Source organism: Pseudomonas sp. NFPP24, from assembly GCF_900112095.1.
Classification (GTDB): domain Bacteria; phylum Pseudomonadota; class Gammaproteobacteria; order Pseudomonadales; family Pseudomonadaceae; genus Aquipseudomonas; species Aquipseudomonas extremorientalis.
Map to the genome: position 1 here is coordinate 221034 of NZ_FOKD01000006.1, position 13667 is coordinate 234700.

A 13667-nucleotide genomic window follows, 5' to 3' on the forward strand; every position below is an offset into this window, starting at 1 on the left:
CTCCTACAGTAGACTTTACCTACCCCAAAGCGGTGTCCATCACCATCATCAAGCAAAAACCGATGCACAGGCCCAGGCTGGCGAGTTTTTCGTGACCATTGCGTCGCGACTCGGGGATGACTTCGTGGGTCACCACCAACAGCATCGCGCCAGCAGCCAGGGCCAACCCCAAAGGCAACAACACTTCGGCCAGGCTGACCAGCCAGGCGCAGAGCACAGCGAATACGGGCTCCACCAGACCTGATGCAGCGCCGATCAGGAACGCCTTGACCCGCGACATTCCCGCCCCGGCCAACACCAACGCAATCACCAGTCCCTCGGGCACGTCCTGCAACGCGATGCCCATGGCCAGGCTGTCGGCATCCGGCATGCCACCACCGGCGGAAACGCCTACCGCCATGCCTTCGGGGATGTTGTGGGCGATGATGGCGAACACGAACAACCAAATGCGCGGAGGAATTACCGGCTTGTCCGGCGTGCCCACCAGCATTTCCGGACTCGCCCCGGAGACCTTACGGTCAACCAAGTACAACCCGAATGCTCCCAGCATGATGCCAAAGCTGATCAAACCACTGGCACCCCACGGTGAGAGCCCCAGGCTTTCAGCCGCGGCAATGCCCGGGACGATCAGCGAAAACGCCGTCGCCGCCAGCATCACCCCTGCACCAAAACCCAGCAATGTGTCGCTCAGCGCCACCGGCATGCGTCGGATCACCAGTACCGGGACCGCGCCCAGCGCCGTCCCCAGAGCGCAAATGGAGCCGCCTTGCAGGGCGCGCAGGATACGCGGTTCCAGGTTCAGCCAGGCCAGCCCGTGGGCCACCAGCAATGCAGTACCTGCCAATAGCAGCAGCGAGCCAAACGCATAACGAAACATTCGTCCGCTGCTGATCGCCAGTGTGTCAGTCCCCATAGTCGGCCTTAGATCTTGTCGAGGGTGGTTTTCAGGCCAAAGCGGCCTGATAGCGGGCGGCAACTTCTGGCCAGTTGATAACACTGTAGAAGGCATTGATGTATTCGGGGCGGCGGTTCTGGTACAGCAGGTAGTAGGCATGCTCCCAGACGTCCAGACCGAGGATCGGTGTATTGCCGTTCATCAATGGACTGTCTTGATTACCACTGCTCTCCACCACCAGAGTCTTTTGCGGGGTGACGCTCAGCCAGGCCCAACCGCTTCCGAAGCGCGTCAACGCGGCTTTGGTGAAGGCTTCCTTGAAACCCTCAAAACCACCCAACTGTTCGTCGAGGGCTTTGCCCAACGCACCTTCGGGCTTGCCACCGCCTTTGGGCGACATCACCGCCCAGAACAACGAGTGGTTGGCATGGCCGCCGCCTTGATTGATCACCGCTGCGCGCAGTTTTTCCGGCAGTTGCTGCACGCTGGACACCAGTTTCTCGACCGGCCAGCCCGCAAACTCGGTGCCTTCGACCGCTGCGTTGAGGTTATTGATGTAAGTCTGGTGGTGCTTGGTGTAGTGAATCTCCATGGTTTGCGCATCGATATGCGGTTCCAGGGCGTCATACGCGTAAGGCAAGGCAGGCAAGGTGTAAGTCATTTCAATGTGCTCCGTAGTGGGGCGTGGCGGGCTGCGCCGCAGTACCGCCCAGCAAGCGATGGGTGCGAGGGTATTCGCCGTGATCGCTGATGAAATTCAACAGTTCGACATAGGTTTTGCTGCTCTGGCGCAGCGCCGCTTCCCGCAACTGCGGGCTCAGGCGCGGGTCCTGCATGGTCTGCAACAGACGCTGGTGGATAGCGCAAAGGTATTCCGCGCTTTCTTCCGGCTGGTTCAGCCGCAGGTGCAGGTCGGCCAGGTTGTGATGGGAAATGACGCAAGCCGCCACTGCTTCGTCGGCATCTGCCCAGCGCTCGAACAGCACTTGGGCCAGGGCCAGGGCTTGCAAGTAAGCCTCGCGAGCGTCAACCAATTCACCCGCCATAAAGCAGCGATTGGCCCGTTCGATCGTGCGTTTCCAGTGCTCCATGGTGAGCCTCCAAAGCAGAGTCGGTGATTACACGCCGCCGGCCGTGAGCTTTTCTGGATCCAGCAGGATTTCCAGTTGGCTGCGCGGCAAGTCGGTGTGCTCAAGGGCGACATCAATCACCGGACGGCCCTGCTGATAGGCCTTCTTGGCGATTTCAGCGGCCTTTTGGTAACCGATGATCGGGTTGAGTGCGGTGACCAGGATCGGGTTGCGCGACAGCGCTTCCTTGAGCTTGGCCTCATTGACCTTGAAGCTGGCAATGGCCTTGTCTGCCAGCAAACGACTGGAGTTGGCCAGCAACTCGAGGCTGCTGAGCAGGTTATTGGCGATGATCGGCAGCATCACGTTCAGTTCGAAGTTGCCCGACTGGCCGGCGACCGTGATGACCGTGTCGTTGCCGATGACTTGTGCGGCCACCATCGCGGTGGCTTCAGGGATCACCGGGTTGACCTTGCCGGGCATGATCGACGAACCAGGCTGCAGGCCTTCCAGCTCGATTTCCCCCAGGCCTGCGAGTGGGCCGGAGTTCATCCAGCGCAGGTCGTTGGCGATTTTCATCAGCGACACGGCGGTGGCTTTCAACTGCCCGGACACAGCGACGGCGGTGTCCTGGGAGCCAATCAGGGCGAAAAGGTTCTTGCCCGGGGTGAATTTCACACCGGTCAGGCTGCTCAATTGCTGACTGAAACGCACCGCGAATTCCGGGTGTGCGTTGATTCCGGTGCCGACCGCAGTACCGCCCTGAGCCAACGCTTGCAAACTCGGCAGAAGGTCCTGCAAATGCCCGATATTGGCCTTGAGCTGCTGCGCCCAACCGTTGAGCACCTGGCTCATGCGCACCGGCATGGCGTCCATCAAGTGAGTGCGGCCAGTCTTGATGAACGGGTGAACCTCTTGCGCCTTCTGCTCGATCACCTGCACCAGATGCAACAGTGCGGGCAGTGTTTGCTCATGCAGCACCAGCGCGGCGCTGACGTGGATCGTGGTCGGAATGATGTCGTTGCTGCTTTGGCCGCAGTTCACGTGGTCATTTGGGTTGACCGGCTCACCCAGCAAGCGGCTGGCAAGGGTTGCAATCACTTCGTTGGCGTTCATGTTGGAGCTGGTGCCGGAGCCGGTCTGGAAGATGTCCACCGGGAAGTGCTGCATGAAGTCGCCTTCCAGTAAGCCTTGGGCGGCATCGACGATGGCCTTGCCCTGCCCTTCGCTGATCTGCTTGAGGTCAACGTTAACCTTGGCAGCAGCTGCCTTTGCCAGGATCAGAGCGCGAATGAATTGCGCGGGCATACGTTGATGACTGATTGGGAAGTTGTTCACCGCGCGCTGGGTTTGTGCGCCATACAAGGCTTCGGCAGGCACCTGCAGTTCGCCCATGCTGTCGCGTTCGATACGGGTGTTACTCATCGTTAGATCCTTGCACCAGGTCAGAAACAGAAATGGAAGGCAGCAATTCGCAGGTCGCCAATTGCCAGGCAAAGGTCTGCCAGCGCTTGAGGCGGCAGGCACAGTGGGAGAGTTTTTCCAGGTCGCGCAGCGGGCGCCAGGCCTGGTCCAGGCACAGGGAACGCCAATGCCACGGCAGTGCGATATCGCTGGCAGTGTCGAGCAACAGGCGGAATGAGGTTTCAGCGATCGTCCACGGATGGGTCGCGGTGCAGCACGCCAGGTATCGACCCTCATTGAGGTAGTGTTCGATCAGGCGCGGCTCGTTGGGGTCTAGGCCGCAACGAATCTGGCGACTCATCCAGCGCCAGCTCTCCAGGTAAGGATCCTCATGCAGGACAGAACTCATGATCCACGCTCACTCGGTAATGATATTTATTATTAAATGATATTGAGAATCAAAACAAGAGTAGCAGGATAATCCTCCTGACACGCAGCCACAAAAAAAGGCGCGCCATCTATAAAGATGGCGCGCCTTCTTGTTGAAGCGCGTCTGAAGGATCAGCTGCCGGCGACGGTCATCCGCTCGATCAACACCGATCCCGTACGGATATTGCTACGCAACTCCAAGTCGTTTCCGACAGCGACGATCTGCTTGAACATATCGCGCATGTTGCCGGCAATCGTCACCTCTTGAACGGCAAACTGAATCTCGCCGTTTTCCACCCAGAAACCCGCTGCACCACGGGAGTAGTCGCCCGTAACCATATTCAGGCCATGGCCCATCAACTCGGTCACCAGCAGGCCACGCCCCATGCGCCGCAGCAACGCCGCCTGGTCTTCATCACCATGGGTAACGAACAAGTTGTGCACGCCACCGGAGTTTGCTGTGCTTGGCAGGCCCAATTTACGACCGGCGTAAGTACCCAATACGTAGGACACCAATTCCCCGTTCTCGACAAACGGCTTGGCATAAGTGGCCAGACCATCACCGTCGAACGCCGAACTGCCCATGGCGCGCATCAGGTGCGGACGCTCATCGATGGTCAGCCATTCGGGGAACAGCTTCTGGCCGATCGCACCTTCGAGGAACGACGACTTGCGGTACAGGTTGCCGCCGGAAATCGCCCCCAGGAAACTGCCGAACAAGCCGCCGGCCAATTCCGCCGAAAACAACACCGGCACCTCGCAGGTTGGCACCGGGCGCGCGCCCAGGCGGCTCGCCGCACGCTGTGCAGCGCGCTGGCCAATGCTGACCGGGTCGGCCAGCAAATCGCCCTGGCGGTTCACGTCATACCAGTAATCGCGCTGCATCTGGCCGTTGGCCTCGGCGATCATCACGCAGCTCAGGCTATGGCGAGTGGACGCATAACCACCGATGAAACCATGGCTGTTGCCATATACGCGGCAGCCCTGATGAGTACTCAACGTGGTGCCATCAGCGTTCTTGATGCGGGCATCGGCGTCGAACGCGGCGGCTTCGCAGGTCAGCGCCTGCTCGATGGCCTGCTCCGGCGTGATATCCCAGGCATGGAACAGATCGAAGTCCTTCAGGTCCTTGGCCATCAGCGCCTTGTCGGCCAGGCCCGAGCTTTCATCCTCGGACGTGTGCTTGGCAATCGCCAGCGCAGCGGCGACTGTCTCGCGAATCGCTTCCGAGCCACTGGCCGAGGTACTGGCCGAACCTTTGCGCTGCCCCACATACAAAGTGATGCCAAAGCCCTGGTCACGATTGAACTCGACAGTTTCCACTTCCCGCTGGCGCACCGACGTCGACAGCCCCTGCTCCAGCGACACCGACACCTCACAGGCACTGGCCCCCTGGCGCTTGGCCTCGGCAAGGATCTGCTCGACTTGTTCCTGCAGTGCCGGTAACGCTTGCGGACCGACGCTTTGGGCTGCACTCATGGTTTTCTCCACTCAAATTCTGCTTTCGGTTAAGGCCATCGAGCGACCGGGCCGGACAAGCGGCCCCCGACTGGTTATCATGGCGGCGTTTCTTTGCGGACTGCCACCATGGTTGATTCTTACGACGACTCCCTCGATGGGGAGAAAAGCAAAACCCAGGTTAAACGCGAGCTGCATGCGCTGGTTGACCTCGGCGAGCGCCTTACAACGCTCAAAAAAGATTTGATTGCAAAACTGCCACTGACCGACGAAATGCGCCGGGCCCTGGCCGATGCGCCCAAGCACACCGCGAATATCGCGCGCAAACGGCACATCATGTTTATCGGCAAGCTGATGCGCGACCAGGACATCGACGCCATTCTGACTTTGCTCGATCAAACCGATGCCTCCACTCGCCAGTACAACGAACGCTTCCATAACCTGGAACGTTGGCGTGACCGCCTGATCTCGGGCGATGACGCGGTGCTGGAGAAATTCGTGCTGGACTACCCGGACGCGGACCGCCAGCAACTGCGCTCCCTGATCCGTCAGGCCCAGCACGAGCTGGCGCATAACAAGGCGCCGGCCACCAGCCGTAAAATCTTCAAGTACATCCGTGAGCTGGACGAGACTCAACGCGGCCTGCGTTGATGCCCTTCCCCGGGTGGCGGCCTTCGCCACCCGAAGCTCCACCGCTTAAGACCCCGTGCCACCCACGGTGATCGCATCAATCTTCAGCGTTGGCTGGCCGACACCGACCGGTACCGACTGCCCATCTTTCCCGCATGTGCCCACGCCGCTGTCCAGCGACAGGTCGTTACCGACCATCGACACCTTGCTCATGGCTTCCGGACCGTTACCGATCAAGGTTGCGCCTTTGACCGGCGCGGTGATCTTGCCGTCTTCGATCAGGTAAGCCTCGCTGGTGGAGAACACGAACTTGCCGCTGGTGATATCCACCTGACCACCCCCGAGGTTGGCGCAGTAGATGCCGCGCTTCACCGAGGCGATGATTTCAGCCGGATCGCTTTCGCCACCCAGCATGTAGGTGTTGGTCATGCGCGGCATCGGCAGGTGCGCATAGGATTCACGACGACCATTACCGGTACGCGCCACGCCCATCAGGCGGGCGTTGAGCTTGTCTTGCATGTAGCCCTTGAGCACACCGTTTTCGATCAGGGTGGTGCACTCGGTCGGCGTGCCTTCGTCGTCGACGCTCAGCGAGCCACGGCGCCCCGCCAGGGTGCCGTCATCCACGATGGTGCAGAGCCTGGACGCAACCATCTCGCCCATGCGCCCGCTGTAGGCCGAACTGCCCTTGCGGTTGAAGTCACCTTCCAGGCCGTGGCCGACTGCTTCGTGCAGCAACACGCCGGACCAACCCGAGCCCAGTACCACCGGCAATGTACCTGCCGGTGCCGGGATGGCTTCCAGGTTGACCAGCGCCTGGCGCAGCGCTTCACGGGCATAGCCCATGGCACGGTCGTCGGTGAGGAAATAACGATAGTCGGTACGCCCGCCGCCGCCATGGCCGCCGCGCTCGCGGCGGCCGTTCTGCTCGACGATCACACTCACGTTGAAGCGCACCAGCGGCCGCACATCCGCCGCCAGGCCGCCATCGGTGGACGCCACCAGGATGCGCTCCCACACGCCGGCCATGCTCACGGTGACCTGCTGGATACGCGGGTCCAATGCACGGGTCGCGGCATCGACACGCTTGAGCAAGTCGACTTTCTCGGCACGGGTCATCACTTCCAACGGGTTTTCCGGCCCGTACAACTGGGTCACATCCTGGGTGCTGAACGCCTGCACCGTGCCGTTTTGCCCGGCACGGGAGATCGAGCGTGCGGCACGTGCGGCCAGGCCCAAAGCCTCCAGGGTGATCGCATTGCTGTAGGCAAAACCGGTTTTCTCACCGGACTGCGCCCGCACGCCCACACCCTGGTCAAGGTTGAAACTGCCTTCCTTGACGATGCCGTCTTCCAACGCCCAGGACTCGGAAATCTGCCCCTGGAAATACAGGTCGGCCGCGTCGATGCCCGGCCCGGCAAGATCGCCCAGCACGGTTTGCAAGCTTTCGATGGTCACGCCACCGGGTGCCAGGAGGTGTTCACTGACTGAGGACAACAACTCGCTCATAGGTATGGCCTTAAATTCATCGTTCCGAAGCAGGTCGCTGTGCGCCCTGCGAGAAAAAGCGCCGATGGCTGACCACCGGCATGCGCGCCCTTATCGACGCCTGTTCACTGCTATCGCGTTCGGCCAGCAACACCGCTTCGCCTTGATCCTGTTGTGTCAGCACGCGCCCCCAGGGGTCGACAATCGCCGCATGACCATAGGTTTCCCGCGGCCCCGGATGCACACCCCCCTGGGCGGCCGCCAGCAGATAGCACTGGGTCTCGATGGCCCGTGCACGAATCAGCACATCCCAGTGCGCAGCGCCGGTCACCGCGGTAAACGCCGATGGCGCGGTAATCAATTCAGCCCCCGCCGCGCGCAATTCGCTGTACAGCTCGGGGAAGCGCAGGTCGTAGCACACGGTCAGGCCCAATCGGCCGACCGGCGTATCCGCCACCACCACATTGCTCCCGAAAGCATAGTCGTCCGATTCGCGATAACGACCACGAGCGTCGGCAACGTCCACATCGAACAGGTGCAGCTTGTCGTAACGGGCAACGATTTCGCCCTGATCATCGATCAACAGCGAGCAGGCGTTGGACTTGGCGTGCGGTTGGTCCTTGGGCGGCAATGGCAAAGTACCGGCCACTATCCATAAGGTGAGGTCGCGAGCAGTCTGTTTCAACCATGGCAGGATCGGGCCTTCGCCCAGCGCCTCGGCGCGGCCGATATCGGCCACGTCACGACGGCCCATGGCGGCGAAGTTTTCCGGCAGTACCGCCAGCTTCGCACCACCAGCCGCCGCGTCTTCCAGCAAGCGACGGGCCTGGGCCAGGTTGGCCAGCACGTCGCTCTGGCTGACCATTTGAATTACCGCAAAGGACATGGGCCGACACTCCATAAAGGGCATGGGGCCATGCTACTCCACAGCCTCTCAGTTTGGCTTTTCAAATGGCTTGTCGAAGGTGATTTTCGGGTCCTTCCACGGGCCTTCGACCTTGTACTGGACACTGGCGAAGCGTGAAACACGGTCGCCGATCAGCTTGTCGATCAGGAACAACGCACCACCAATGGCCGGCGCACCCACGATCAACGCCGCGATCGGCAGGTTGTTGGTCACCGGCAGCGTCACCAGCAGCTTGGCATCGACACGGTCAGCCACCAGGTCCAGGGTGCCGTTGAGCTCGAGGTTGCTCGACGGCCCCGTCATGGTGATCGGTTCGCGGGTCACGAATACGCCATTGCTGGCGGCCAGCAGGCCTTTGACCCGGTCATAGCTCAAACCCTTGCCGAGCAGGTCCGAGAAATCTAGGCGCAACCGCCGCCCGATGGAGTTGAAGTTCAGCAGGCCGAATACCCGCAGGGCCTGGGCTCCGCCTTCCACTTCGACGAACTGGCCGTTGCGGAACGCCGCATCCAGGCTGCCGGAGAAACGCTTGGGCCCTACATAGGCCGGAGAACCAGGCCAACGGCCGTCCACATCCAGATGGAAATCCTGGCTGGTGACGGTCGGCGCATACCCCCACCCCTTGAGTACATCGCCAATATTCTTGCCGTCCAGGCGCCCCTTGTACCAGCTGCTGCTGTCTCCCGCCGCGCCCTCCCAGCCACCCGCACCCTTGAGCTGCATACCCTTGAGGCCCAGGTCCAGGTTGTTGAAGGCCAGGCCCTTGGCGGTCGGGCGGATTTTCAGCGACCAGGCGCCGATCAGGTCCGTGCCCTGGAACAATTGATCAATGGTGATATCCAGCGCCGGAATATCCTTGGGGTCGATGTTCGCCAAGGGGTCCGGCGCGTTTTCATCCGCCTGCACCGAAGGGTCTACCGCCGGCAGCTTCACATACTGCAGGTTGATCGCAATCGGTGCGCCCTTGGCGTCCGGCAGGTTGACCGAGCCCTTGGCCTGCTGGCTGTCGAGCTGCACGCCCCACGCTGCAGGCTTGCGGTCCAGTTGCAAATTGACTCGATCGAACTGCGTGCCGAAACCGGTCAGCTTGCCGATCTTGAAGTCAGCGCCGCTGAGCAATTGCTTGGCACTGCCGCCCGGGTCATTGCCCGCATAACGATCCACCAGTTTCTTCCACGGGTCGATATCCAGCTCCGACAGCACCCCACGAATGCGCAAGCCCTTGGCGCCCGGCAGCACAGCATCGCCATCACCGAGGAACAGCTCGCCGCGCCCGTCATTGAATTTGTCCGGCGGTGCAGCAAAGGTAAAGTTGGCCAGCTCGCCATAATCGAACCAATAGCGGCGCTCGGCGCCCTGCAAGGTCATGCGGAACACACTGTCACGCCCCTGGCTGGCCGGCATGCCGAACGGCGCCGGCAGGTCCACAGCCACGCCCTTGAGGTTGGAGCTGACCATCAGTTGGCTGTCGGCGCCATCCAGGGTCACCTGCAACTGGTACGGAATATCGCCGGATACCGGTAACGGCTGGCTGATTTTCAACCAGTCGGTCAGCCGCTTGACCGTAACCTGACCCTTGGCATTCACACGGGTGCTGATATTGCCCGGCTTGCCGTCGGCAACGATCTGCGCGGTGATCGGCCGATCAAACGCCTGGGCGGTGATGTTCTGGCCACTCAGGCCCTTGGCGCTGTCGAAACGGAACTCGCCCTTGAGCTGGGTCAGGTCCAGGGGCGGCTCGGCCAATTGCAGGCGCGCCTTGTCGGTCTTGAAGTCCACCACGATTTTCGGTTCGGCGCCCTTGGCCAACGGAATATCCAGGTCAAGGCCGCCTTGCAGGTCGCCCTCGCCCTTCCAGCCAGAAAAGGTCGATGCAGTGCCGATCGGCGCTTCCTGAAGGATTTTCAGGCCATCGCCCAAGCCACCGGCAAAACCGCCCGTAAGCAGCAGATGACTGTCCTTGCCCGCAGGTGCATGGGGAATATTGACGTAGATGTCCTTGACCTTGGTATCAAGCAACTGGCCCTTGCTGGCCAGGATGCGCACACCGCTCTCCTCGACAAACACTTCGCCGTTGACCTTGCTCACGTGAGGCCAGCCCGGCTGGAACGCCAGCTCGGCATCATGCACCTTGAAGAACAGGCTGATATTGCGTGAAGCCGGCAGCGCATCGTGGTTCAACGACCCCTGATACTGGAAGAAGCCTTGATCCACCGCGCCCTTGAGAATCGCGGTACGCAGCCATTCATCCAGGGCGGGGCTCAACACCGCCGGCAGGTATTTGGGGGTGAAGCGCCCGTCGCCATCGACCATACCGACCCGCAGGTCCATGTAGTCTTCCTGGTTGTGGTCGAAATGCAGGCGGATCAGGAAGTCGGCGGCGATCTTGCCCTCCTCGCCCAGCACCTTGATGTATGGGGCGATCAGGGTGAAGCCTTCTTTGTCCAGCTTCCACGTCAGGCGTGCATTGGCCTGGAGGTACTGCCAGGGCTTGGCGAAGATCGGGTCGAGGTGCAGGGAAAAGTCCTTGCTGTCCATGCGCAACTCGCCCTGGCCCAGGTCGCCGCTGATGCTGCCGGATACGTTACGCGCAGCCGGTGCGCCGAAGTAGGCATCGAAGCCGATGCGTTCGAGGTTGGCGGCGAAGCTGACCTTCTTATCGGTCGTGTCCTGGGGACGGAAGTCCACCAGCACATTACGCAGCAGACCAGTGGCCTTGAGGTGCTCGACCGTCTTGGCAAAACCTTCCGGCAGCGGCGCCAGCGCGTTGAGCAATGGTGTGATAGGCGTCAGGTCCAGGCGGTCGGCCTGAAGCTTCCAGACTTCCAGGTCCTTGTCGGTGGCCAGGGTCTGCCGCAATTGCAGGCGGGATTCCCAGCGAGTCTCGCCCAGGCTCATCGCCAGCGAGTCGAACAGCACGCTGAGACCGGTGTCACTGCGTTGCAGGTAGGCCGTAAGCGCGAGGTTTTCGATGTGCACCGGCTTGCGCTCGGCGTATTGGCCCTTCACCTGTGGCGAGTTGAGGCGCACTACCGCACTCTGCACGGCACCTTTGGCCCAGGTCAGCCAGAATTCGCCGCCCGCCTTGAACTGCGTGAGCTTCCACTGTTGAGTCAGCTTCGCCGGGATCCACCTGGCCCAGTCACTCTGGGGCAGGCTCAGATAAGCCTGGACTTCGCCGTCCTTCCACTGGCTGGCGCGGATGCGGGTGCGCAGGCTCATGGCGAGGGGCTGGCCATCGGGCAGGGTCAGGCGTGCATCCAGGCGTTGGCGGGTGACGCCGGTGTGCAGGTTCAGACCGACATACGTCAAGGTCACCGGCGCCTGGTCGAACGGTTGCAGTGTCACCTGGCTGTCGAGCAGTGACACGCGCTTGACCTTCTGCATGTTCGTGAGCAACTGCTCAGGGTCCAGCGGCTGATCGTCCTGAACCGGCAGGCCTTGCAAGGCCCACTTGCCGTCCTTGTCTTCCTTGACGCTGAGTTGCAGGCCACTGACTTGCAGGTGGGCAATCCGCACTTCGCGCGCCATCAGGCTGGCCCAGACATCGGGCACCACCTCGACCTGGTCCAGGCGCAAGGCACTGCTGCCCTCGCCCAGCATCACATCATGGGCCAGCAATACCGGCGCGAAGCCGCTCCAGCGGCCTTCGAGGCTGCCGATATGCAAAGGCATGTCCACGGCTGCCTGGGCCTTGGCTTCGACTTCGGCACGGTACTCGGCCACCAGCGGCGTCAATTCACGCCCCAGGCTCACGTACACCGCCGCCAATACCAGCGACAACGCGCAGAGGCCCAGCCCCCAACGGGTCAAAGCGGCAAAAAAGCGTATCAGACGCTCCATGTCAGGCGACCCTCAAGGCAGTAGTCGGACGGCAGATCAAGGCCTGCCTGTCTCATAAAAGGAAAGCGAATGGGGATCAGAGCAGCACCACGTCGTATTGTTCCTGGGAATACATGGTTTCAACCTGGAAGCGTATCGTGCGCCCGATAAATCCCTCCAGCTCGGCAACGTTGCCGGACTCTTCGTCCAGCAGCCGGTCGACCACTTTCTGGTTGGCAAGCACTCTATAACCTTCGGCCTGGTAGGCACGCGCTTCACGCAGGATCTCGCGAAAAATCTCGTAGCAAACCGTTTCCGGGGTCTTCAACTTACCGCGCCCCTGGCAACTGCTGCACGGCTCGCACAGCACTTGCTCGAGGCTTTCTCGGGTGCGTTTGCGGGTCATCTGCACCAGGCCCAACTCGGTAATGCCGATAATGTTGGTCTTGGCGTGATCACGCTCCAGCTGTTTCTCGAGGGTCCGCAGCACCTGGCGCTGGTGCTCTTCGTCTTCCATGTCGATGAAGTCGATGATGATGATGCCACCCAGGTTGCGCAGACGCAGTTGGCGAGCAATCGCGGTAGCCGCTTCGAGGTTGGTCTTGAAGATGGTTTCTTCGAGGTTGCGATGGCCCACGAACGCACCGGTGTTGACGTCGATGGTGGTCATGGCTTCCGCCGGGTCCACCACCAGGTAGCCGCCGGACTTGAGCGGCACCTTGCGTTCCAGGGCTTTCTGGATTTCGTCTTCGACGCCATACAGGTCGAAGATCGGTCGCTCGCCGGGGTAGTGTTCCAGGCGGTCGGCAATTTCCGGCATCAGTTCGGCGACGAATTGCGTGGTGCGCTGGAAGGTTTCCCGCGAGTCGATGCGAATTTTCTCAATCTTCGGGCTGACCAGGTCGCGCAGTGTGCGCAGGGCCAGGCCCAGGTCTTCATAAATGACGCTGGGCGCACCGATGGTCTTGATCTGGGCGTCGATCTGGTCCCACAGACGCCGCAGGTAGCGGATGTCCATGAGGATTTCATCGGCGCCGGCGCCCTCGGCAGCGGTGCGCAGAATAAAGCCGCCCGCCTCCTTGATGCCTTCGGCGGCTACGCAATCGCTGACCACCTTCTTCAGGCGCTCACGCTCGGCTTCATCTTCGATCTTCAAGGAAATGCCGACATGCGCCGTACGCGGCATGTACACCAGGTAACGCGACGGGATCGACAACTGCGTGGTCAGGCGCGCGCCCTTGGAACCGATGGGGTCCTTGGTGACTTGCACCACCAGGCTCTGCCCTTCGTGCACCAGCGCACTGATGCTTTCCACGGCCGGGCCTTCGCGCAGGGAAATTTCCGAGGCATGGATAAATGCCGCACGGTCCAGGCCGATATCGACGAATGCCGCTTGCATCCCCGGCAGTACACGCACCACCTTGCCTTTGTAGATATTGCCGACGATCCCGCGCTTCTGGGTGCGCTCAACATGGACTTCTTGCAGAACACCGTTCTCTACCACCGCCACGCGCGATTCCATCGGCGTGATATTGATCAGAATCTCTTCACTCATGGCTGGGTC

At 61.2% G+C, this 13667-nt stretch carries 11 protein-coding genes; 1 reads left to right on the forward strand and 10 read right to left on the reverse strand.

The features are described from left to right. Positions 1-19 precede the first annotated feature (19 nt). The 6 genes from BM026_RS14990 to pmbA all read right to left on the reverse strand — a co-directional run bounded on the left by BM026_RS14990 (position 20) and on the right by pmbA (position 5277). Positions 20-913, reverse strand: a complete 894-nt coding sequence (locus BM026_RS14990) for a ZIP family metal transporter (RefSeq protein ID WP_071491150.1) — start codon at positions 911-913, stop codon at positions 20-22. A gap of 31 nt (positions 914-944) precedes the next feature. After that, the gene (locus BM026_RS14995; RefSeq protein ID WP_093512477.1) at positions 945-1556 is read right to left on the reverse strand and encodes a superoxide dismutase; all 612 of its coding nucleotides are present in this window, start codon (positions 1554-1556) and stop codon (positions 945-947) included. Between the two features lies 1 nt (position 1557). Further along, positions 1558-1986, reverse strand: coding sequence for a hypothetical protein (locus BM026_RS15000; RefSeq protein WP_092240737.1), 429 nt, complete (start codon positions 1984-1986; stop codon positions 1558-1560). Positions 1987-2013: 27 nt separating this feature from the next. Beyond that, positions 2014-3390: a class II fumarate hydratase gene (locus tag BM026_RS15005; protein WP_093512480.1), complete on the reverse strand. Its 1377-nt coding sequence runs from the start codon at positions 3388-3390 to the stop codon at positions 2014-2016. Continuing rightward, positions 3383-3778 (reverse strand): FagA protein, encoded by a 396-nt coding sequence (locus BM026_RS15010; RefSeq protein ID WP_071491146.1) that lies wholly within the window; start codon positions 3776-3778, stop codon positions 3383-3385. Before BM026_RS15010 ends, BM026_RS15005 begins: the two co-directional genes overlap by 8 nt. A gap of 152 nt (positions 3779-3930) precedes the next feature. Then, on the reverse strand, positions 3931-5277 hold the full coding sequence (pmbA, locus tag BM026_RS15015; RefSeq protein WP_093119835.1) for a metalloprotease PmbA: 1347 nt from the start codon (positions 5275-5277) through the stop codon (positions 3931-3933). Positions 5278-5385: 108 nt separating this feature from the next. On the opposite strand from pmbA, the gene yjgA reads away from it, so the two are divergent. After that, entirely contained in the window at positions 5386-5907 is a 522-nt protein-coding gene (yjgA, locus tag BM026_RS15020) for a ribosome biogenesis factor YjgA (protein WP_058423000.1), read from the forward strand. A 45-nt stretch (positions 5908-5952) separates the two neighbouring features. Here the strand turns inward: yjgA and tldD are convergent, their stop codons facing one another. The 4 genes from tldD to rng form a co-directional block, all read right to left on the reverse strand. Beyond that, positions 5953-7395 (reverse strand): metalloprotease TldD, encoded by a 1443-nt coding sequence (gene tldD, locus BM026_RS15025; RefSeq protein WP_092240731.1) that lies wholly within the window; start codon positions 7393-7395, stop codon positions 5953-5955. Positions 7396-7411: 16 nt separating this feature from the next. After that, a complete protein-coding gene (locus tag BM026_RS15030) occupies positions 7412-8260 on the reverse strand; it encodes a carbon-nitrogen hydrolase family protein (RefSeq protein ID WP_071491143.1) in 849 nt (282 codons plus the stop codon). A 48-nt stretch (positions 8261-8308) separates the two neighbouring features. Further along, positions 8309-12124 carry a YhdP family protein gene (locus BM026_RS15035; RefSeq protein ID WP_093529188.1) on the reverse strand — a complete coding sequence of 1272 codons (3816 nt, stop codon included), beginning with the start codon at positions 12122-12124 and terminating at the stop codon, positions 8309-8311. Positions 12125-12200: 76 nt separating this feature from the next. Beyond that, entirely contained in the window at positions 12201-13658 is a 1458-nt protein-coding gene (gene rng, locus BM026_RS15040) for a ribonuclease G (RefSeq protein ID WP_071491141.1), read from the reverse strand. Between the last annotated feature and the right edge of the window lie 9 nt (positions 13659-13667).